Source organism: Thermus hydrothermalis, assembly GCF_022760925.1.
GTDB lineage: Bacteria > Deinococcota > Deinococci > Deinococcales > Thermaceae > Thermus > Thermus hydrothermalis.
This window is the reverse complement of record NZ_JAKTNT010000005.1, coordinates 43,863-63,123: the sequence shown is the minus strand read 5'-3', so window position 1 is coordinate 63,123 and position 19,261 is coordinate 43,863. Positions and strand designations below refer to the sequence as shown.

General features: G+C 67.0%; 21 protein-coding genes. 8 read left to right on the top strand and 13 right to left on the bottom strand.

The annotated features are described in order from the left end of the window. Positions 1–2: 2 nt before the first annotated feature. Genes L0C60_RS04460 through L0C60_RS04435 form a run of 6 tightly spaced genes read right to left on the bottom strand, consistent with a single transcriptional unit; the run spans position 3 to position 6,362 of the window. A complete protein-coding gene (locus tag L0C60_RS04460; RefSeq protein WP_234504054.1) occupies positions 3–746 on the bottom strand; it encodes an ABC transporter ATP-binding protein in 744 nt (247 codons plus the stop codon). Beyond that, complete coding sequence (locus L0C60_RS04455) at positions 739–1,503, bottom strand: ABC transporter ATP-binding protein (protein WP_234504056.1); 765 nt, start codon at positions 1,501–1,503, stop codon at positions 739–741. Before L0C60_RS04455 ends, L0C60_RS04460 begins: the two co-directional genes overlap by 8 nt. Continuing rightward, positions 1,484–3,148 (bottom strand): AMP-binding protein, encoded by a 1,665-nt coding sequence (locus tag L0C60_RS04450; protein ID WP_234504058.1) that lies wholly within the window; start codon positions 3,146–3,148, stop codon positions 1,484–1,486. Before L0C60_RS04450 ends, L0C60_RS04455 begins: the two co-directional genes overlap by 20 nt. After that, entirely contained in the window at positions 3,145–4,206 is a 1,062-nt protein-coding gene (locus tag L0C60_RS04445; protein ID WP_234504063.1) for a branched-chain amino acid ABC transporter permease, read from the bottom strand. Before L0C60_RS04445 ends, L0C60_RS04450 begins: the two co-directional genes overlap by 4 nt. Beyond that, positions 4,203–5,066 carry a branched-chain amino acid ABC transporter permease gene (locus L0C60_RS04440; protein ID WP_234504066.1) on the bottom strand — a complete coding sequence of 288 codons (864 nt, stop codon included), beginning with the start codon at positions 5,064–5,066 and terminating at the stop codon, positions 4,203–4,205. The genes L0C60_RS04445 and L0C60_RS04440 overlap by 4 nt, the downstream gene beginning before the upstream one ends. Continuing rightward, on the bottom strand, positions 5,067–6,362 hold the full coding sequence (locus L0C60_RS04435; RefSeq protein ID WP_234504076.1) for an ABC transporter substrate-binding protein: 1,296 nt from the start codon (positions 6,360–6,362) through the stop codon (positions 5,067–5,069). It abuts the gene before it with no gap. Positions 6,363–6,538: 176 nt separating this feature from the next. Between L0C60_RS04435 and L0C60_RS04430 the strand changes: the two genes are divergently transcribed. Genes L0C60_RS04430 through L0C60_RS04395 form a run of 8 tightly spaced genes read left to right on the top strand, consistent with a single transcriptional unit; the run spans position 6,539 to position 13,462 of the window. Continuing rightward, positions 6,539–7,129, top strand: coding sequence for a TetR/AcrR family transcriptional regulator (locus L0C60_RS04430; protein ID WP_234504078.1), 591 nt, complete (start codon positions 6,539–6,541; stop codon positions 7,127–7,129). Then, positions 7,101–8,246, top strand: a complete 1,146-nt coding sequence (locus L0C60_RS04425; protein ID WP_234504081.1) for an acyl-CoA dehydrogenase family protein — start codon at positions 7,101–7,103, stop codon at positions 8,244–8,246. Before L0C60_RS04430 ends, L0C60_RS04425 begins: the two co-directional genes overlap by 29 nt. Positions 8,247–8,251: 5 nt before the next feature. Beyond that, entirely contained in the window at positions 8,252–9,499 is a 1,248-nt protein-coding gene (locus L0C60_RS04420; protein WP_234504084.1) for a serine hydrolase domain-containing protein, read from the top strand. Beyond that, on the top strand, positions 9,499–10,260 hold the full coding sequence (locus L0C60_RS04415; protein ID WP_234504095.1) for an SDR family NAD(P)-dependent oxidoreductase: 762 nt from the start codon (positions 9,499–9,501) through the stop codon (positions 10,258–10,260). The genes L0C60_RS04420 and L0C60_RS04415 overlap by 1 nt, the downstream gene beginning before the upstream one ends. A 5-nt stretch (positions 10,261–10,265) precedes the next feature. Further along, positions 10,266–10,712 carry a MaoC family dehydratase gene (locus L0C60_RS04410; protein WP_234504097.1) on the top strand — a complete coding sequence of 149 codons (447 nt, stop codon included), beginning with the start codon at positions 10,266–10,268 and terminating at the stop codon, positions 10,710–10,712. Next, a complete protein-coding gene (locus tag L0C60_RS04405) occupies positions 10,709–11,062 on the top strand; it encodes a PaaI family thioesterase (RefSeq protein WP_234504100.1) in 354 nt (117 codons plus the stop codon). Before L0C60_RS04410 ends, L0C60_RS04405 begins: the two co-directional genes overlap by 4 nt. Positions 11,063–11,096: 34 nt before the next feature. Beyond that, positions 11,097–12,701: a long-chain fatty acid--CoA ligase gene (locus L0C60_RS04400; RefSeq protein WP_234507792.1), complete on the top strand. Its 1,605-nt coding sequence runs from the start codon at positions 11,097–11,099 to the stop codon at positions 12,699–12,701. Continuing rightward, positions 12,701–13,462, top strand: a complete 762-nt coding sequence (locus tag L0C60_RS04395; RefSeq protein ID WP_234507790.1) for an SDR family oxidoreductase — start codon at positions 12,701–12,703, stop codon at positions 13,460–13,462. Before L0C60_RS04400 ends, L0C60_RS04395 begins: the two co-directional genes overlap by 1 nt. On the opposite strand, the gene L0C60_RS04390 is transcribed toward L0C60_RS04395, so the two are convergent. The 7 genes from L0C60_RS04390 to L0C60_RS04360 all read right to left on the bottom strand — a co-directional run bounded on the left by L0C60_RS04390 (position 13,459) and on the right by L0C60_RS04360 (position 19,202). Then, positions 13,459–14,400 (bottom strand): tyrosine-type recombinase/integrase, encoded by a 942-nt coding sequence (locus L0C60_RS04390; protein WP_243092539.1) that lies wholly within the window; start codon positions 14,398–14,400, stop codon positions 13,459–13,461. The two genes, L0C60_RS04395 and L0C60_RS04390, sit on opposite strands and share 4 nt — an antisense overlap. Positions 14,401–14,509: 109 nt before the next feature. After that, positions 14,510–15,286 (bottom strand): NAD(P)-dependent oxidoreductase, encoded by a 777-nt coding sequence (locus L0C60_RS04385; RefSeq protein WP_234507786.1) that lies wholly within the window; start codon positions 15,284–15,286, stop codon positions 14,510–14,512. After that, on the bottom strand, positions 15,279–15,947 hold the full coding sequence (locus L0C60_RS04380; RefSeq protein WP_234507785.1) for a 4-carboxy-4-hydroxy-2-oxoadipate aldolase/oxaloacetate decarboxylase: 669 nt from the start codon (positions 15,945–15,947) through the stop codon (positions 15,279–15,281). Before L0C60_RS04380 ends, L0C60_RS04385 begins: the two co-directional genes overlap by 8 nt. 9 nt (positions 15,948–15,956) lie before the next feature. After that, entirely contained in the window at positions 15,957–16,667 is a 711-nt protein-coding gene (locus tag L0C60_RS04375; protein WP_243092538.1) for a PIG-L deacetylase family protein, read from the bottom strand. Further along, positions 16,664–17,575: a DUF6282 family protein gene (locus tag L0C60_RS04370; RefSeq protein WP_243092537.1), complete on the bottom strand. Its 912-nt coding sequence runs from the start codon at positions 17,573–17,575 to the stop codon at positions 16,664–16,666. Before L0C60_RS04370 ends, L0C60_RS04375 begins: the two co-directional genes overlap by 4 nt. After that, a complete protein-coding gene (locus L0C60_RS04365; RefSeq protein ID WP_234507779.1) occupies positions 17,572–18,228 on the bottom strand; it encodes a GntR family transcriptional regulator in 657 nt (218 codons plus the stop codon). The genes L0C60_RS04370 and L0C60_RS04365 overlap by 4 nt, the downstream gene beginning before the upstream one ends. Beyond that, positions 18,228–19,202: a catechol 2,3-dioxygenase gene (locus tag L0C60_RS04360; RefSeq protein ID WP_234507777.1), complete on the bottom strand. Its 975-nt coding sequence runs from the start codon at positions 19,200–19,202 to the stop codon at positions 18,228–18,230. Before L0C60_RS04360 ends, L0C60_RS04365 begins: the two co-directional genes overlap by 1 nt. Between the last annotated feature and the right edge of the window lie 59 nt (positions 19,203–19,261).

Here is a 19,261-nt window from a genome sequence, read left to right as displayed (position 1 = left end):
GGTCAAAGACCCAGATACGCCCTCTGGAACGAAGGGTCTTCCAATAACGCCTTGGCCTCGCCCTGGCGGACCAAGCGGCCGTTGGAAAGCACGTAAGCCCGATCCGCTAAGGCGAGGGCTTGGGCCGCTTCCTGCTCCACCAGGAGCACCGTGACGCCCTCTTGGCGCACCCGGGCCACCTGCTCCAGGACCAGGGCCCGCACCTTGGGGGCAAGCCCGGTGGAAGGCTCGTCAATGGCCAGCAGTTTGGGCTTGCCCATGAGCGCCCGGCCCAGGGCGAGCATCTGCTGTTCCCCACCGGAAAGGTCGCCCGCCCGTTGCCGCCTCCGCTCCGCAAGCCTGGGGAAAAGGGTATACACGTATTCCAGGCGCGCCCTCACCTCCGCCTTGGGCAGGAGGAGCCCCCCCGCGAGGAGGTTCTCCTCCACGGATAATTCTCGGAAAGGCCGCCGCCGCTCAGGGCAGAGGACCAGGCCGAGCCGGGCAATCTCGTGGGGGAAAAGGCCGTCAATGCGCCGCCCCTGGAAGCGGACCTCGCCTTGGAGCTTGATCTCCCCGGCCCGGGTGCCCCGGTGGAGCCAGGCCTCGAGGCGCACAAGCCCGGAGATGGCCCGGAGCAGGCTGGTCTTTCCTGCGCCGTTGGGCCCCACCAGGCAGACCAGCTCCCCTTGCCGAACCTCCAGATCCACCCCGAAGAGGATCTGGGCCTTTCCGTAGAGCAAGGAAAGCCCCCGCACCTCAAGCATGGGGCACCTCCCCCAGGTAGGCCTCAATGACCCTGGGGTCCTGGACCACCTGGCTTGGGGTGCCCTCGGCCAGGACCTCGCCGAAGTTTAGGACCACCACTCGGTCCGCGATTTTGAAGAGCTCGGAGAGCTTGTGCTCAATGATGACCATGGCGCACCCCTCGCTATGGAGCCTGCCAAACCGCCCCCCCTTGCGCAGGCGGGCCAAGGACTTGGCCAAAAGCTCCGTTTCCACCGGGGTAAGGCCGGCAAAGGGCTCGTCCAGGATGAGGAGTTCGGGCTCCGTGGCTAAGGCCCGGGCGATTTCCAGGCGTTTGAGCTCCCCTTGGGAGAGGACGGAGGCGGGCTCCTTTGCCTTGTCAGCTATGCCCACAAACTCCAAGGCGTCCAGGGCGCGGGCCTCCGCCCGCTTCACCCAGTCCCCCTTGCGCCCCCCCCGGGGCCCGTAGGCCGCCACCAGCACGTTGGCCAAGACCGGTAGCCGCCGCAAAGGCCTGGGGTTCTGGAAGGTGGCGGCGAGCCCCAAGCGCACCCGCTCCCACGTGGGCAGGGAAGAGATATCCCTGCCTTTAAAGAAGACCCGCCCCCCGTCGGGCCGGTGGATGCCGAGGAGAACCCGGAGGAGGGTGGTCTTGCCGGCCCCGTTAGGGCCGATGAGCCCTACGATTTCCCGCTCGCCCACCCTGAGGTCCACGCCGTTCAGGGCCAGGAGCCCCCCGAACCGCTTGGTGATCCCCCTAGCCTCCAAGAGCTCCACCCTCCACCTCCTCCCTAAGTTCCCGGCGGGAAACCTTGCCCACGTCGGTCTTGGGAAGCTCTCCACGGAACTCTATCTCCCGGGGGAGCTTGTAGGGGGCTAGGCGGTCCCTCAGGAAGGCAAGGAGCTCTTCCTCCGTCACCTTGCCCCGGGCTTCGGGCTCCAGGACCACGTAGGCCTTGGGATAGGCCCCCACCTTGGGGTCCGGCACCCCGATCACCCCCGCCGCCTTCACCAGGGGGTGGGCCCGCAAAGCCTCCTCAATCTCCCGCGGGAAAACGGGCCGGCCCTTGTACTTGATCATGTCCTTGGCCCGGTCGTAGAAGTGGAAATACCCCTCCTCGTCCATGCGCACCAGGTCTCCCGTGCGGAAGAAACGAAGCCCCTGCTCCATGAAGAAGCTTTTGGCGTTCTCCTCTTCCCGTTGCCAGTAGCCCTGGGTGATGTTGGGCCCCGCAAGGGCGAGCTCCCCCACCTCCCCCACGGGCACGGGCTCCAGGGTCTCGGGGTCCACCACCAAGGCCTGGATGCTGGGCAAGGGGATGCCGAAAGACCCCCGCTTGACCCGCTCCCTGGGGTTGACGTGGCTTGCGGCGGAGGTTTCCGTCATCCCGTAGCCCTCGGCGATTTCCCGGCCAGTGCGCCGGAAAAAGGCATCCGCTGTGGCCTCGTGCAGCGTATCGGCCCCACTTAAGACCACCTCGAGGCGCCGCCAGTCCACCCAGTGGGTCCTGGGGTGGTCCCGGAGAAGCTCGTACAGGGAGGGGACGCCGAAGAAGTGGGTGGCTCGGTAGCGCACCATAGCCTCTAGGATCCAGTCGGGATCGGGCGTGGAGAAGACCAGAAGCCGCGCCCCAGCAAGGAGCCCCCCAAGTAGAAGGACCACCTGGCCGTAGATGTGGTAGAAGGGCAGGAAGGCCAAGAGGGTGTTGGCCGGCCCGAAGGGGTTGAAGCTCTGGATCATCCGGTGGGCGGCGAGGAGGTTTTGGTGGGTGATCCGCACCCCTTTGGGCAGGCCCGTGGTACCCCCGGTGTAGGGGAGGGCGGCGAGGTCCTCGCTCCCCCGGGGCTCCGGGGCGGGGAGGGGGTCTGCCCGGAGGAGGTCGGGGAAGGGGTAGACCCCAGGGCCCCGGGGTGCGGGAAGCCGGCGCACCAGGAGCCGCTGCCAAGAGGGCAAGGCTTCCCTAAGGGAGACCACCACCTTTGCCTCCAGCCCCACCCCTGCCCGCTCGGCGTTTTCCAGCAGAGCGTCTTGGACCACGAGGAAGCGGGCCCCCGAGTCCGAAAGCTGGTGCCGGAGCTCATGGGAGGTGTAAAGGGGGCTCACCGGCACCACCACGCCCCCTGCCCAAAGAATGCCCAGGTAGGCTATGGCGAACTGGGGGCTGTTGGCGAGGTATAGCCCTACCCTGTCTCCCGGCTTAAGGCCTAAACTCCTAAGCCCCCCGGCAAAGCGGCGTATGGCCTCGTGGAGATCGGCATAGCGGTAGGTGCGCCCGTAGTAGACCAAAGCGGTCTTCCTGCCGAAGCGTTGGAAGGCCTCCTCCACGTGTTGGCTGACACTCCCCATGGGGAGGGGAATTTCCTTGGGCGCTGTGGGGGGGTAGAAGCTTAGCCAAGGACGCTCCCAATAGGCCTGCGTCATGCCCGCACCTCCAAGCGCATTTCCACGCCGCAAACGCGGCACCGCCTCCGGGTGAAGGGGTTGCGGACCTTGCAGCGGGGGCACTCCTCCTCGAGGCGGTCCAGCACCCCCCGCACTACCCCTTGAGGCAGGAAGCGCATGACGAGGAGGATGAGGATGGCAAACCCCACCATGCGCCACTCCTCGGCCACCCGCAACAGCTCCAAAAGGGGCACGAGGAGGAAGGCGCCCGCCACGGGGCCATAGATGGTGGCGATGCCGCCAAAGACCGTCCAGATCACGGGCTGGATGGAGGTGAAAAGGGAGAGGCTGTCCGGGCCCGCCACCCGCAGGTAGTGGGCATAGAGCCCTCCCGCTAGCCCCGCAAAAAAGGCGCTTACGGCAAAAGCCAGGAGCTTGTAGGCCACGGTGTTCACACCCACCATGCGCACCGCAGCCTCGTCCTCCCTGAGGGCGTGGAAGATGAGGCCCAGTCTGGAGTTGGCAATCCTCCAGAGGATATAGACGGAAACGAGCATGGTGAGGGTGACCAGGTAGTATTCCTCCAGCCGGTTTTGGCCCAGGCGGGGAAGTCCCGAAAGCCCCAGCTCTCCCCCCGTGAAGTTGGGGAAGAGGAAGATAATTCCCAGGGCCAGGATGGGAAAGGCCAGGGTCACCAAGGAGAGGTAGGGGCCCTTCACCCGGAGGGAGGGCAGACCCACGAGGAGGCCCGCCAGGGTGGCCAAGGCCGCCCCCAGGGGAATGGTGGCCCAAGGGGCCAGGCCGAGCTCCCGGCCCAGCAGGGCGGAGGCATACCCCGAGATGCCGAAGAAGAAGGCGTGGCCGAGGCTCACCTGGCCGGTGTAGCCCGAGAGAAGGTCCCAGCTCGCCGCATAAAGGGCGAAGAGAGCGGAGAGGGTAAGGACCCGCAGGAGATAGGGGTCCTGCGAGAAGAGGGGAAAGAAGAGGAGGAAGAGGACGAAGAGCAGGGCGATAACCCGGCTGGGCAAGGCGAGGACCTCGTGCCTAAGGAAAAGCAGCAGCCACGGAATGGACCAGACGCGCAAGGGGCCGGTCATCGCTCCTCCGCGAAGGATGTGCCGAAGAGGCCCTCCGGCTTGAGCACCAGGACCAGGACCAGCACCGAAAGGGCCACGGCGGTGCGCAGGAAAGCGCCCCCGGGTACCAGGTTCACCACCACCACCTCGGCAAAGGCCAGGATCACAGCGCCTAGAAGGGCTCCCGGAAGGCTTCCCAACCCCCCCAGGACCACCGCCGCCAGGACCACCAGGAGGGGGGCCGTCCACATGTGGGGCTCTAGGGTGGCCATGGGAGCCACGGCGAGGCCTGCCAGGGCGGCCAAGAGGGCACCCAGGCCCACGGCCCAGTACCCGGCCCGAGAAAGGCTCACCCCCACCAGTTCCGCCGCCTCCATGTCCTGGGCGGCAGCCCGAATGGCAAGCCCGATGCGGCTTCCTTTAAGGAAGGCCCAGGCCAAGAGGAGGACCAGGGCGGCAAACGCCAGGGCGAGGAGGGCCTGTTGCGCCACCCGGACCCCCAGGAGCTCCACAAAGCCCGGAAGAAGGGCCGGCACCGAGCGGAAGTGCCCCCCGAAGAGGAGGAGGAGGACTTCTTGGAAGAGGAGGGCTATGGCGATGGTGACGATGAGGACTGTGGCCTCGTGCTCCCGCAGCGGTTCAAGGAGAAACCTGTAGGCGAGCAGGGCAAGGCCCAGGACCAAAAGGGCGGCGAGGAGGGCGGCGGGGAGGAAGCCTGTATAGCCTAGGAGGAAGAAGAGGAAGTAGGAGGCGGCCATGTAGAAGGCCGTATGGGCCAGGTTGAGGATGCGGGCCACCCCATAGGTGAGGGCGAACCCCAAGGCCAGCATGCCGTAGATTCCGCTTAGGACCAGGCCATTCACCAGGATGGCGGCGAGCATCTACCGCCTCCAGGCCTCCACCACCCAGGGGGGAAGTTGGTAGGGCCGCACGCCCGCATACCCCACCACCCGGTCCCCCACGCGCCAAGCCCGGGGCCAGAAGGCCTGCATCCGGCTGCCCACCCACTGGACTCCAAGGCCCGTGGTGTACCCAGGGCCCCACGTGACGTCGTGGACCTTGTCAAAGACGATCCTGCCCGAAGGACCCACGTAGTCCGTGGCCTCGAGGGCCTTCACCACCGCATCGGCCTCCAGGCTCCCTGCCCGGAGAATGGCCTCCTTCAAGATGTGGAGGGCCACGTAGGCCCCGCTAGCCGTGTAGATGGGGAAACGCTTGAATCGGCTCTGGAAATTGCTGATAAAGGGTAGGGTCTTGGGCGTGATGGCCACGCCCGGGGCCAAGGTGTTAAGGGTGGCCACATAGACCCCAAGCCCGTCCGTGGCCTGGAGCCAGGTTTCCTGCTGAGCCTCCACGTTGATCCCTACGGGCGCAGCGGGAATCTTGAGCCGGCCCCAGTCCCGGCCGAAGGGCACTCCTACGGGTCCGGAGAGGACGGTGTAGATCACCTGGGCCTGGGCCCGTTGGATCGCGGTGAGCTCAGGGGTCACGTCCGTGGCCGTGGCCGAGGGCCGCCAGACCCCCACCACCTCGGCCCCATACCCTTGGGGCGGCGGCGCGGCGATGAGGCGGCTTGCCGTTTCTACCAAGGGATCGGCCCATGCGGCCCGCTCGGCTAGGATGGCCACCTTGGGCCTGGACAGGTTGAGCTGCTGGCGCACCGCCTGCACCACCTCCCCCAGGAGGAGCAGGGAAGTGCGCGCCAGGTCGCTGGACTTGTTCGGGCTCACGCGGAAGAGGTACTTGAATCGTTCGTAGTTGCGGTCCACCCGGCCAGCAAGAATGCCGTCCAGGGCAGCACCCGTGATGATAAAGGGCTTCTTGTAATCTGCCGCCACCTCGCTCATGGCCAGGACGGCCTCGCTGCGGAAGCCCCCGATGAGGAAATCCACCCTTTGGGCCGTGATGGCCCGCTCCACAGCGGTGGCGGCGTCCGTCACGCTCGTGATCTCGTTGGTGTCCACGCGAACGAGCTCAATTCGGAACGGCCGGCCGCCCACCACCACTCCGCCCTCCCGGTTGATCTCCTCCGCCGCCAGGGTAGCTCCATACCACGTGTGCTCTCCCTGGACGAAGGCCATGGGTCCCACCACGCCCACGCGAATAACCTGAGCAAAGGCGGACCCTCCCAAGGCAAGAAGCGCCAGTAGGCTTGCTTTGGCCCAGGTACGCCGCATCAGCGTCCTCCCTCCTACCGGTGGAGCGCGCCCATACCCTAAAACCAAGACGCGCCCGTATTTACCGACCGGTTGGTTACCATGTTAATGGCTTAGCCTGGCCCTTGTCAAGGCCGGGGCTTGACAGGAGCGTGGGGAGGGGACTATCGTGGAACTTACCGACCGGTCGGTGAGCCATGGTGACCACCACGAAAGACCGCATCCTCCAGGAGGCCGCCAAGCTCTTCACGGAGAAGGGCTACGAGGCCACGAGCGTCCAGGACGTGGCCCAAGCCCTAGGGCTTTCCAAGGCGGCCCTCTACCACCACTTCCGGAGCAAGGAGGAGATCCTCTTGGCGATAAGCCTCCAGGCCCTCGAGGGCCTGGTGCGGGCGGGGGAGGAGGCCTCGGCCCACCCGGACCCGGAAGAGGCCCTCCTCCGCTTTATGGAGGCCCACGCCCGCTTCTTTGAGGAGAACTACCCCTTCTTCGTCACCATGCTCCAGGGCATAAAAAGCCTCTCCCCGGAAAACCGGGCCCTCACCAACCGGCTTAGGGACCGGCACGAGGCGAACCTCAGGGCCATCCTCCAGCGGGGGATAGCGGCGGGGGTCTTCCGGCCGGTGGACGTGGCCCTGGCGGGCCGGGCGGTGCTTTCCCTCCTCAACTGGATGATCCGCTGGTTCCGCCCTGGAGGGCCCATGCGGGCGGTGGAGGTGGCCCAGGCCTACCACGACCTGATCCTGAGGGGGTTGAAGGATGGAGATACCCGAGCACAAGGAGCTTAGGGCCTTGGCCCGCCGCTTCCTGGAGGAGGCGGCCCCGGCGTTGAAGGAGTACGAGGAGAAGGAGGCCTTCCCCTGGCCCCTGGTGCGGCGCATGGGGGAGCTGGGCTTCCTGGGGGTTTTCGTCCCCGAGGAGCTGGGCGGGGCAGGGCTGGACTTCTTCGCCTACCTCGCCCTTTTGGAGGAGATGGGAGGCTACGCCTCCTTGCGCTCCATCCTCTCCGTGCAGCAAAGCCTGGTCTTGACCCCGCTCCTTACCTACGGGACGAAGGACCAAAAGGAGCGGTACGTGCCCCTCCTCGCCCGGGGAGAGGTCCTCGGGGCCTTTGGCCTCACCGAGCCCGAGGCCGGCTCCGACGCCGCAAGCCTCCGCACCCGGGCCTACCGGGACGGCGACCACTACGTTTTGGAGGGCCAGAAGACCTTCATCTCCCACGGCAACGTGGCGGAGGTCTTCCTCATCTTCGCCAAGACGGACCCCGAGAGGGGGGCGAAGGGCATCACCTGCTTCCTGGTGGAGCGGCAGGACGGGGTGCGCACGAGCCCCCTTAAGGGAAAGCTCGGCCTTAGGGCGGCGGACACGGGGGTGGTCTTCCTGGACGGGGTCCGGGTGCCCAAGGAGCGGATCTTGGGCCAGGAAGGCGAGGGCTTTAAGATAGCCCTTTCCACCCTGGACACGGGCCGCATCTCCTTAGCGGCGGGGGCGGTGGGGCTCATGCGGCGGGCGCTGGAGCTTTCCCTGAGCTACGTGAAGGAGAGGCGGCAGTTCGGCCGGCCCATCGCCAGCTTCCAACTGGTCCAGGAGCACCTGGCGGAGATGAAGCTGGACCTGGAGGCCTCGAGGCTCCTCGCCTACCAGGCGGCCTGGAAAAAAGTCAAGGGGGAGCCCTACACCCTGGAGGCGAGCCTCGCCAAGCTCTACGCCTCTGAGGCCGCCAACCGGGTGGCCTACCGGGCCATCCAGGTGCACGGCGGCTACGGCTTCTTTGAGGAGTACGAGGTGGCGCGGCTCTACCGGGACGCCCGCATCCTGACCCTTTACGAGGGGACGAGCGAGGTGCAAAAGCTCATCATCGGGGCGCACCTCACGGGAATAAAGGCTTTTGATGTGCGGGGGTGAGCGGTATGCGGCTGTGGCGGTTGGTTTTCTTAAGCGTAGCCCTCCTGGGCCTCGCCTTGGCCCAGGTACGGGAAGGGGTGGACCTCGGGGTTCTCCAGGCCTTCAAGGCCCGCCTCGAGGCGGAGGTGGCCCAGGGTCGGCTTCCCGGCGCGGTGGTGCTGGTGGCGCGCCACGGCCAGGTGGTCTTCCACGAAGCGGTGGGTTACCTGGACCCCAAGGCCCGGACCCCCATGGCCAAGGAGGCCATCTTCCGCATCTACTCCATGACCAAGCCCCTGACCTCGGTCCTCGCCCTTCAGCTCGTGGAGGAGGGGCGCCTTTTCCTTACGGATCCCATCGCCCTTTACCTCCCCGAGTTCCGGGAGGTGCGGGTGGGGGTGGAGCGGGTGGGCCCGGATGGCAAGCCTGTCCTGGAGCTCGTGCCGGCCCAAAGGCCCATCACCCTGTACGATCTCCTGCGCCATACCTCGGGCATCACCTACGGCATCTTCTTTGACTCCTTGGTGAAGCAGGAGTACCGCAAGGTGAACGCGGATGCCCTAGACCAGACGCGGGAGGAGTTTCTGGCCAAGCTGTCCCGCCTCCCCCTCCAGGTCCAGCCCGGCACCCTTTGGGAGTACGGCAACTCCACGGACCTCCTTGGCCACCTCCTGGAGCGGGTCACGGGCCAAAGCCTCGGCGCGCTCATGGAGGAGCGCATCTTCCGGCCCTTGGGCATGGCGGATACCGGCTTCCAGGTGCCCCGGGAGAAGTGGGGCCGGATCGCCGAACCCTTTGGAGAGGATCCCTTCACGAGAACCCCCACCCCGCCTCCCCTCAACGTGCGGGACGCCCCCAGGCGTTACTCGGGAGGAGCAGGCGCGGTGGCCACCGCCCAGGACTACTACCGCTTCCTGCAGGCTCTCCTAAACGGTGGGGAGCTGGAAGGGCGCCGTATCCTCTCCCGCAAGGGGGTGGAGCTCCTCACCCAGGACCACCTGGGTCCCCTCTACCTCCGCTCCCTGGAGCGGGGGGCTCCTTACCTTCCGGGCTTCGGGTACGGCTTCGGCCTTGGGGTGGCGGTGCGCCTCGAGGACGGGGGAAGCCCCCTGCCCGGCTCCAAGGGGGACTACTTCTGGGCGGGGCTTTTCGGCACCTACTTCTTCGTGGACCCGAGGGAACGCCTCATCGGCGTTTTCATGATGCAAAACCCCGGAGGCCGCACCTACTACGCTGGGCTTTTCCGAAACGCCGTCTACGCCAGCCTGCGCTGATGGGAAGGCTTTCAGGAAAGACCATCCACGTGACCGGAGCTGCCCACGGCATCGGTCGAGCGGCCCTTGACCTATTTGCCCGGGAGGGAGCAAGGCTCCTGGCAGTGGACGTGGAGGAGGGAGCCCTGGCAGAGGCCGTGGCCCCCCTGGAAGCAGAGGCGGTGGCCGTGGTGGCGGACGTGAGTACCCCGGAAGGCGTGGAGGAGGCCTTCCGGGAGGCCTTGGAGGAATTTGGGGTGCTCCACGGGGTGGCGCACTTTGCGGGGATAGCCGATAGCGCCCTCTCCTGGAAGCTCCCCCTAGGGGAGTGGGAGCGGGTGCTCCGGGTGAACCTTACGGGGAGCTTCCTGGTAGCCCGGAAGGCAGGGGAGGTCATGGAAGGGGGAAGCCTTGTCCTCACAAGCTCCGTGGCCGCTTTGGGTGCCTTGGGCCTTGCCCACTACGCTGCCAGCAAGATGGCCGTGGTGGGCCTTGCCCGCACCTTGGCCTTGGAGCTTGCCCGGAAGGGGATCCGGGTGAACGTCCTGCTCCCCGGGCTCATCGCCACCCGGATGACCGCGGGGCTTCCCGAGTGGGCCTGGCGGAGGGAGGTGGAGGCCACTCCCCTTGGGCGGGCGGGCCATCCCGAGGAGGTGGCCCGCGCAGCCCTCTTTCTCCTCTCCGAGGAGGCGAGCTACCTTACCGGCCAGGCGATTTACGTGGACGGAGGCCGCTCCATCGTGGGCCCCGGGGCTTACGCCCCGTTGGCGCAAAGGAGGTGAGGAGGATGCCCATGTACTTTGAGGACTTTGAGGTCGGCCAAAGGTTTTCCACCCCAGCCCGCACGGTGACGGAGGCGGACGTGGTGAACTTTGCCGGGGTTTCCGGCGACTATAATCCCATCCACACCGACGCGGAGTTCGCCAAGGAAACCCCCTTTGGCCAGCGCATCGCCCACGGGCTTCTGGTGCTTTCCATGCTCACGGGGCTTCGCCAGCGGGCGGGCCACTTTGAGGGGACCATCATCGCCTGGCTGGAGATCCGGAACTACCGCTTCCTGAAGCCCGTCTTCATCGGGGACACGGTGCGGGGGGAAAGCGAAATCCTGGAGAAGCGGGAAACCTCCAAGCCCGACCGGGGCATCCTGGTGCAACGGGTGCGGGTCTACAACCAGCGGAACGAGGTGGTGCAGGAGGGCGAGTTCGTGACCATGGTGCGGCGGAGGCCCGCTTGAGCCCCTTTGCCCGCTTTTTCCAGGCGGAGGTCCTGCGGAAGGAAGCGGGCGAGGCGGAGCTTCGCCTACGGGTGCGGGAAGAGTTCTTGCAGGGCCAAGGCTTGGTTCACGGCGGCATCCTCGCCGCCCTTTTGGATAGCGCCCTAGGCCAGGCGGTGGAAAGCCTGGGGGTTAAGGTGGTCACGGCGGAGCTTTCCGTAAGCTACCTCCGCCCCGTGCGGGAAGGGGTGCTCGTCGCCCGGGGGTGGGTAATCCACCCCGGCCGGCACCTTCTCCACGCCGCCGGGGAGGTGCTTTTGGAGGGGAAGCGGGTGGCCTTCGCCAAGGGGGTCTTCTACCGGGTGGGCTAGGGTTATACTGGGTCTAAACGAAAGGGGGATAGCCATGTTCCCGAGCACCATGATGGACGAGGAGCTCAACCTTTGGGACTTCCTGGAAAGGGCGGCGGCGCTTTTTGGGAAAAAGGAGGTGGTTTCCCGCCTCCACACCGGGGAGGTCCACCGCACCACCTACGCCGAGGTCTACCGGCGGGCGAAGCGGCTCATGGGGGGGCTTAGGGCGCTTGGGGTAGGGGAGGGGGACCGGGTGGCCACCTTGGGCTTCAACCACTTCCGCCACCTCGAGGCCTACTTCGCCGTGCCCGGCATGGGGGCCGTGCTCCACACCGCCAACCCCCGCCTAAGCCCCAAGGAGATCGCCTACATCCTGAACCACGCCGAGGACAAGGTCCTCCTCTTTGACCCGAACCTCCTCCCCTTGGTGGAGGCCCTGCGCCCGGAGCTCAGGACCGTGGAGCACTTCGTGGTCATGGACGAGAAGGCCCCCGAGGGGTACCTGGCCTACGAGGCGGTCCTGGGCGAGGAGGCGGAGCCCCACCGGGTGCCCGAAAGGGCCGCCTGCGGCATGGCCTACACCACGGGGACCACGGGGTTGCCCAAGGGGGTGGTGTATAGCCACCGGGCCCTGGTCCTCCACTCCTTGGCGGCAAGCCTCTTTGACGGCACGGCCCTATCGGAAAAGGACGTGGTCCTCCCCGTGGTGCCCATGTTCCACGTGAACGCCTGGTGCCTCCCTTACGCCGCCACCCTGGTGGGGGCCAAGCAGGTCCTGCCCGGGCCCAGGCTAGACCCCGCCTCCCTGGTGGAGCTCTTTGACGGGGAAGGGGTCACCTTCACCGCCGGGGTGCCCACGGTCTGGCTCGCCCTGGCGGACCACCTGGAGACTACCGGCCACCGCCTGAAGACCCTAAGGCGCCTGGTGGTGGGGGGAAGCGCCGCCCCCAGGAGCCTCATCGCCCGCTTTGAGCGGATGGGGATAGAGGTGCGCCAGGGCTACGGCCTCACGGAAACCTCCCCGGTGGTGGTGCAGAACTTCATCAAGAGCCACCTGGAAGGCCTCCCCGAGGAGGAGAAGCTCACCCTCAAGGCCAAGACCGGCCTTCCCATCCCCCTGGTGCGCCTCCGGGTGGCGGACGAGGAGGGCCGCCCCGTGCCGCAGGACGGGAAGCACATGGGGGAGATCCAGCTCAAGGGCCCCTGGATCACCCGGGGCTACTACCAAAACGAGGAGGCGAGCCAGAGGGCCCTCACCCCGGACGGGTGGTTCCGCACGGGGGACATGGCCGTGTGGGACGAGGAGGGCTACGTGGAGATCAAGGACCGGCTCAAGGACCTCATCAAGTCGGGTGGGGAGTGGATCTCCAGCGTGGACCTGGAAAACGCCCTCATGGGCCACCCCAAGGTGAAGGAGGCGGCGGTGGTGGCCATTCCCCATCCCAAATGGCAGGAAAGGCCCCTGGCGGTGGTGGTGCCGCGGGGGGAGGCCCCAAGCCCGGAGGAGCTCAACGCCCACCTCCTCCAGGCGGGCTTTGCCAAGTGGCAACTCCCCGACGCCTACGTCTTCGTGGAGGAGATCCCGCGCACGAGCGCCGGGAAGTTCCTGAAGCGGGCGCTTAGGGAACGGTACAAGGGCTACTACGGGGGTGCCTGATGTTCCTGGAGAAGTTCCGACTGGATGGCAAGGCGGCTTTGGTCACGGGGGGTTCTAGGGGGCTTGGCCTCGAGGCGGCCCTGGCCCTTAAGGAAGCGGGGGCTAAGGTGGCGGTGATGGCCCGGCGGGCGAGCTTTTTTGAGGAGGCCCGCAAGCATCTCGGGGAGGACGCCCTCTACCTGGAGGGGGACGTGCGGGACGAGGCCCGCCTAGAGGCGATCTGCGACCAGGTGGAAGGGGAGCTTGGCCCCCTCACCATCCTGGTGAACGCCGCCGGTATCAGCTGGGGGGCGCCTTCCCTGGAGATGCCCGTGGAGAAGGTGCGGGAGGTCCTGGAGGTGAACCTGGTGGGGGCCTTTCTGGCGAGCCGGGCCGCCGCCAAGCGCATGAAGGAGAGGGGCTACGGCAAGATCGTCCACATCGCCTCCGTGGCCGGGCTTAAGGGGGAGTACCCCGAGGTCTTGGACGCCGTGGGCTACTCCGCCTCCAAGGGAGGGCTTGTGGCCCTCACCCGGGACCTGGCGGTGAAGTGGGGGCGGTGGGGCATCCGGGTGAACGCCCTGGCCCCCGGGTTTTTCCCCACGCGCATGACGGAAAAGGTCTTGCCCCGGGCCGAGCCCCTTCTCAAGGCCACCTTGCCCCTGGGCCGGGCGGGAAAGCCCGGGGAGCTTGGGGGGGCGGTGCTCTTCCTGGCCAGCCCAGCCTCGGACTACATCACGGGGGTGGTCCTGCCCGTGGACGGCGGGGCCACGGCCCTTTAGAGCTCGGGGAGCTTCTGGGCCGCCTCCTTGAGCCTCTCGCGGGAGGCGTGGAGGTAGATCTGGGTGGTGGCGATGGACTCGTGGCCCAGGAGGTCCTTCACGGCGTCCAGCTCCACCCCCACCTCCACCAGCAAGGTGGCGTAGGCGTGCCGGAGCTTGTGGGGGGTGAAGCGCCGGGGGTCCAGGCCCGCCCTAAGGGCGGCTTCCCGGAACTTGGCCTCCACCCAGCGGGCGGAAGGGGTGCGGCCCCGCCTGCGGCCTTGGGTGAACGTGAAAATAGGAACATTCCCTTGGGGAAGGCCCAGCTCCAGGAGGGCTTCCCGGGCCGTCTTGGAAAGGGGCACGAGCCTTTCCTTGTTGCCCTTGCCCACCACCCGCACCGCCGCGGGCAGGCCCTTTTCCAGGACGACGTTCCGCCCCTTAAGGGAAAGCGCCTCGGAGATGCGCAGGCCCGTGCCGTAGAGGAAGCGGACCAAAGCGGTGAGGAGCTTCGCTTCCTTTTCCTCGGAGAAGGCCTCGAGGAAGCGCTTGAGCTCCTCGGGGTTCGGGTGCAGGGGAAGCCTGCGGCCCGCTTTGGGCCGGCCGATGCCCTCCGTGGGGTCTTCCGCCGCCTCGCCCCGCACCTGGGCCAGGTACCGGTAGTAGCTCCTTAGGGCGGCGAGGAACCCCTGGACCCGCCTCGGGGACCAGCGCTCGGCGAGCAAAAGGGCCCGCACCGCCTCGGGGCCTGGGGGAAGGTCTTGGGCCTCGAGGAAGCGGAACCAGAAGGCGAGGTCCTGGAGGTACCGGCGGACCCCCCGGGGGGAGTAGCCCCTTTCCAGGAGGAGGTACTCCGCATAGGGGATGAGGGGGATAAGGGCATTATCGGGGCTTTTAATGCCGAGGGTTTTCCAAAGAACGTGGGCAGGCGCGCTGGGGTCCACGGGGGTATTATACATGCGCGAAATGTACCTTTCGCGAAATAGGGCATATCAGGCCCGAAGGCCCTAAATCCAGGAATAACAGGCCCCATTCCCCGCACGCCTGCCCACCCCCTCCCCACGCCGGCTACCCCAACTCCATCCACGCCCTGAGTTGCTCCGCAGTAGCCCGGGCTACCCGGGGTTTAACGCCCACCTCCTCTAGAAGCTCCGCCGCTGCCAGCATCTCCTCGTACCGCCTCCCGGCATGGCGCAGGCTCCCCTCCACCAAACGCTCCACCAAGGCTTCGTCCGCTTCCTTTAGGGTTTGGGCGATGTTGGCCTTGAGCTCCGCTTCCAGGCCCAGGCGCCTCGCCGCCTCCAGGGCCTCCATCACCGCCGCTGCCATCCCCTTGAAGAAGACGCTCCGCAGAAGCTTCCTTGTAGCCGCATCCCCCGGGGCCTCGCCCACCACCTCCACCACGGCCCCCAGGGGCGTCAGGCGCTCCCGGTAAGCCCTAGCCCCGGGCCCGGAGGCCAGGGAGGGCGTCCTCAGGCCTTTCCCCGGCACCGGGCTCATGAGGGCCACGTCGGCGAAAAGGGCGCCCGTCCCAGAAAGGGCCTCGGCGAGGGCACGCTTCAGTTTGGGGGATGCGGTGTTCAGGTCGGCGTAGACCACGCCTGGGCTAAGGGCCGGGGCCACTTTCTGGGCCACCTCCAGGGCTACCCGGGCCCAGTTCACGGAAAGGACCACCTGGGCCCCATAGGCCGCCTCCCTTTCGCTTTGGGCCCGGTGGATACCGGGCACGTTTTTCTCCGGGATGGGGTCGTAGCCCACCACCCGGGCCCCCGCTTGGACGAGGTCCTGGGCGATGGCCGAACCCGCTTCCCCAAGCCCCAATACCGCCACCTGAAGCCTAGCCACGGTTCCCCTCCCGGAGCCGCGCCGCTTCCTCCAGGTGCCTTGCCACCCGTTCCCTTAGGCCGTAGAGGTCCAAGGAGAGCTCTCCCCGGGCAAACCGCTCCCGCAAGCGCGCCTCCCGCTCCGCCCGTTCGCGGGCCTTTTGCAATACTTCTTGGGCCCGCTCCCGGCGCACCACCACCACCCCGTCCCCGTCCAGGACCAGGTAGTCCCCAAGCCGCACCTCCACGCCCCCCAGGAGGACAGGAACCCCGAGGCCCAAAAGGGCTTCCCGCTTCGCCCCCTTGGGGCTCACCCACCGGGCCCAAACCGGAAGGCCCAAGGCCGCAAGCTCATCGGCATCCCGCACCGCCCCGTCCACCAGGAGGGCCGCCGCCCCTTGGGCCTTGGCCTGGGTGGCCAGGAGCTCCCCCACCAGGGCCACGGGCTCGGCCTCCGCTTGGGCCAGGACCAGGACCTCCCCTGGCTTTAGGGCGGCCATGGCGGCATGAGCCCCCAGGTTGTCCCCCGGGGCGCAGAGCACGGGAAAGGCGGGGCCCGCCGCCTTGGCTCCCGGGGGAAGGCGCAGGAAGGTAAGAGGAACCAGCCCCTCCCGCCCTGAAGCCTCGTAGACCGTGGCGCTACCCAGCTCGGCAAGCTCCTTCACCTCTTCGGGCGCAAGCATGCTGCCCTCCTAAAGGCTTCGCACCACCTGCGGCAAAACCCGCTGGAAGGCTTCCGCCTTCTCTATATCCTTCAGGCCCGAGATGCGCCGGGCGTGGTTGGCCCGGTGCTCCGCCCGCTCGGCGTAGTAGCGCCGCAGGTAGGCCTGGGAGGCAAAGACCTCCATGGCCTTAAGCTTCTTCTCCCACACCGAGGTGATGTCCAGGAAGAGGTTGGGCACGAAGCCGCAGAGCTCGGGCTGGTGGGGCTCAAAAAGGAGGAACTCGGGAGGACGGATGGTCTTGAAGGCGCTCGCTACCCCCGCCCCCGAGGCCAATTGCCGCGCGAGTTCCGTGGCCTCGTAGGCCACCGGGTGGTCGGGGTTGAAGGGATCTTTGGGGGTGTGCGTCATGAGCACGTCCGGGGCGAAGTCCACCAGGATCCCCAAGAGGCGCTCCAGGGCCTTCTCGTCCACCCGTAAGGGGTAGTCCCCGAGGTCCAAGGGCAAAAACTCGGCCCCCAGAATGGCCGCCGCCCGGCTCGCCTCCTCCTGGCGGATGGCCTTCACCCGCTCCAGGGTCTGTCCCGGCTCCTTCCAAAGCTCCCCCGACTCCCCCCGCTCCCCGTAGCTCAGGGCCACCACCAGGGCCTTACCCCCTTGGGCCACGGTGAGGGCGATGGCCCCACCGGCCCGCCACACGAAGTCCGCCGCGTGGGCGCTCACCACCAGTAGGCGCTTCACCCCTTTCCTCCTTTCGCCAGTTCTGTGGGCACGGTCACCGCCATATGCCGCACTTCCTCCTCGCTAAACCCGGCCTGCAGGAGCCGGTCGGCAAAGAGGGCAAGCCCCTCCTCCACGGGAGGGTTGGCCGGTTGGCCGAGGTCCGTGGAGAGAAAGCTCCGTTCCACCCCTGCCTCCCGGATAGCGCGAAAGAGCTTTTCCCAAGGCACCTTGCCTGTATGGGAGGGCGTAAAGCACCGTTCCAAATACACCCCTTGGGAGGCCAGGTACCGCTGGTCGCTTAAGGGGAGGCCTTGGGTGGGGTAGTCGGGGTGGGTGACCACCACGTGGGATACCCCTTCCTCCAAAGCTGCTTCCACGACCTTCAAGATCTCATCCCGCGAGAGATGGCCCGTGGCCACCACCATCCGGTGGCGGGCGGCCACCTCGAGGACCGCTCGGGCCTCGGGCCTGAGCTTCCCGTTGGCGTCCAAGACCCCTATGGGCGCTGGCAGAAGCCCCGCCTCTCGGAAAGCTTCCTGAAGCCTCGCCCACTGGGGCTTCTTCTCCAGGGAAAGCCTTGCCACCTCGCGGGCCTCGTTGGCCGCGTCCACCGTGGGGAACCAGAGAAAGCGAGCACCGGCCCGGGCGGCGATCTCCGCCGCCAAAGGATTGAGCCCTCCCACCCCGTGGTTTAGGACGATGGCCCCCAGGACCTCCACCCCGGGCACCGCTCGCCCCACCACCTGGGCCCGCTCCGCCGTGGGGGCGTAGTGAGACTTGAGGACAAACCCCTTGAGGCCCACCTGGCGGAAGCGCTCGGCCAGGGCGAGGTCGTGGGTCTTTCTGGGGAGGATATCGGGCTCCACGTGCACGTGGAGGTCGTAAGCCCCCTGCACCACGGCCCACGCTCGCTCGCTGGGTTTCATAGCGGACCTCCTTTCGCCTGGCGCAAGGCCGCCAGAACACCTTCCAGGTGCTCCCGCATGGCCCTTTCGGCCCCCTCCTCGTCCCGGGCGGCCACTGCTTCCAAAATTCTGGCGTGCTCCTCTAGGGAGCGTTGGGAACGTCCGGGGACCAAAACGGTCCGGTACTGGTGGCGCACGCCCTGGGCCCGCAGGGCTTCTATGAGCCGCTTGGCCGTCTGGTGCCTCGAGGCCTCCACCAAGGTGCGGTGAAAGGCGGCGTTGAGCTCGGACATACCCAGGAGATCCCCTTGGGCAAAGCGCTTTCGCATCTCGGCGAGGATCTCCCGAAGCCGGGCCACCTCCTCCGGGGTGGCGCGGCGCGCGGCGTAGCGCACCGCCAAGCACTCCAAGGCCATGCGGGCCTCGAGGACCTCCACCGCCTCCTCCTCCGTAATGGCCCGCACCCAGGCCCCGCGGTACGGGGCGCTTTCCACCAGACCGTCTTGCTCCAGCTTGGCCAAGGCGGTGCGGATGGCCGCCCTTCCAAGGCCGAAGCGCTCGGTGAGGTCCTTCTCCACGAGGCGCTGGCCGGGAAGCAGCTCCCCCTTTAGGATGGCCTCCCGAAGGAGATGGTAGGCTTGGTACACCTCCGTGGTCTTGTCCGTGGCCGGCATCAGGCCTCCTCTACCGGGGGAACCCCGTAGGTGTGGAAGGTTTCCACCGTCTTCAAGCCCCAGGCCTGGCCCTTCTTTCGCTCCTCCTCGTTCCAGACAATGGGCTTCCAGTCAGGGGCAAGAAGGAGGCGCGCTCCCGGGCAGGCGATTTCAAACCGACACCCACCCGGCTCGTACACGTAGAGGAAGAAGGTCTGCTGGATAGCGTGCTTGTGGGGCCCCGTTTCAATGAAGACCCCGTGCTCCAGGCAAATGTCCGCCGCCCGCAGGACCTCCTCCCGGCTATCCACGGCGTAGGTGAAGTGGTGAAGCCTGCCTTTGGCCCCGAGGTGGTCCTTGGTCACGGCCACGTCGTAGGTCTTGTTGTTGCAGGTGAGCCAAGCCCCCTGTTCGGTCCCGTCGCTAAAGATGATTTGCTCGGTGACCCTCATCCCGAGGTAGCGCTCCATAAACGCCCGCACCGCCGCCACATCGGAGGCCAGGATATTGATGTGGTCTAGCCGCCTAAGGTTGGCGCCCTTTCCCGGGAAACGGGAGGCTTGGTTCTTCAGGGCAGGCCGGGTGGCCTCGGTGGGGGTGTACCAACGGGTTTCGTAGTAAAGCTCCATCAGGTGGCCATCCGGGGTGCGGAACCGGTAGGCGGGGCCGTGGCCCAGGTCCCCATCCGTCCATCCTTCCCCAAGCCCGGAGGCCTCAAGCGCCTCCACCCGCCGCAGGAGCGCTTCCGGGGTTTTTACGCGGAAGGCAAAGTGACCCAAAGCTGGCTTCGGGCCCGCTGTAAGCTTTAGCGTGTGGTACTCGTAGTCGTCCCAACCCCGGAGGTAGACGGAATCCCCCTCCTGGCCGCTCACCGCCATCCCCATCACCTCGGTGAAGAACCAAAGGCTCGCCTCCGGCTTGGGGGTGATGAGCTCCACGTGGGCCAGATGGGCTAGGTCGCCGTACGGCCAACGGGCGTATTCGCTTCCTTCCATAAGGGGTACCTCCTCAAAGGCTAGGCTACCCTAGCGTCAACTAAATTGTCAACAATTTG

Excerpts from the sequence above, each read along its gene's own strand:
- L0C60_RS04460 (WP_234504054.1), bottom strand. The coding sequence starts at position 746 with ATGCTTGAGGTGCGGGGGCTTTCCTTGCTCTACGGAAAGGCCCAGATC.
- L0C60_RS04450 (WP_234504058.1), bottom strand. The coding sequence starts at position 3,148 with ATGACGCAGGCCTATTGGGAGCGTCCTTGGCTAAGCTTCTACCCCCCC.
- L0C60_RS04445 (WP_234504063.1), bottom strand. The coding sequence starts at position 4,206 with ATGACCGGCCCCTTGCGCGTCTGGTCCATTCCGTGGCTGCTGCTTTTC.
- L0C60_RS04440 (WP_234504066.1), bottom strand. The coding sequence starts at position 5,066 with ATGCTCGCCGCCATCCTGGTGAATGGCCTGGTCCTAAGCGGAATCTAC.
- L0C60_RS04435 (WP_234504076.1), bottom strand. The coding sequence starts at position 6,362 with ATGCGGCGTACCTGGGCCAAAGCAAGCCTACTGGCGCTTCTTGCCTTG.
- L0C60_RS04430 (WP_234504078.1), top strand. The coding sequence starts at position 6,539 with ATGGTGACCACCACGAAAGACCGCATCCTCCAGGAGGCCGCCAAGCTC.
- L0C60_RS04425 (WP_234504081.1), top strand. The coding sequence starts at position 7,101 with ATGGAGATACCCGAGCACAAGGAGCTTAGGGCCTTGGCCCGCCGCTTC.
- L0C60_RS04420 (WP_234504084.1), top strand. The coding sequence starts at position 8,252 with ATGCGGCTGTGGCGGTTGGTTTTCTTAAGCGTAGCCCTCCTGGGCCTC.
- L0C60_RS04415 (WP_234504095.1), top strand. The coding sequence starts at position 9,499 with ATGGGAAGGCTTTCAGGAAAGACCATCCACGTGACCGGAGCTGCCCAC.
- L0C60_RS04410 (WP_234504097.1), top strand. The coding sequence starts at position 10,266 with ATGCCCATGTACTTTGAGGACTTTGAGGTCGGCCAAAGGTTTTCCACC.
- L0C60_RS04400 (WP_234507792.1), top strand. The coding sequence starts at position 11,097 with ATGTTCCCGAGCACCATGATGGACGAGGAGCTCAACCTTTGGGACTTC.
- L0C60_RS04395 (WP_234507790.1), top strand. The coding sequence starts at position 12,701 with ATGTTCCTGGAGAAGTTCCGACTGGATGGCAAGGCGGCTTTGGTCACG.
- L0C60_RS04390 (WP_243092539.1), bottom strand. The coding sequence starts at position 14,400 with ATGTATAATACCCCCGTGGACCCCAGCGCGCCTGCCCACGTTCTTTGG.
- L0C60_RS04380 (WP_234507785.1), bottom strand. The coding sequence starts at position 15,947 with ATGCTTGCGCCCGAAGAGGTGAAGGAGCTTGCCGAGCTGGGTAGCGCC.
- L0C60_RS04370 (WP_243092537.1), bottom strand. The coding sequence starts at position 17,575 with ATGAAACCCAGCGAGCGAGCGTGGGCCGTGGTGCAGGGGGCTTACGAC.
- L0C60_RS04365 (WP_234507779.1), bottom strand. The coding sequence starts at position 18,228 with ATGCCGGCCACGGACAAGACCACGGAGGTGTACCAAGCCTACCATCTC.
- L0C60_RS04360 (WP_234507777.1), bottom strand. The coding sequence starts at position 19,202 with ATGGAAGGAAGCGAATACGCCCGTTGGCCGTACGGCGACCTAGCCCAT.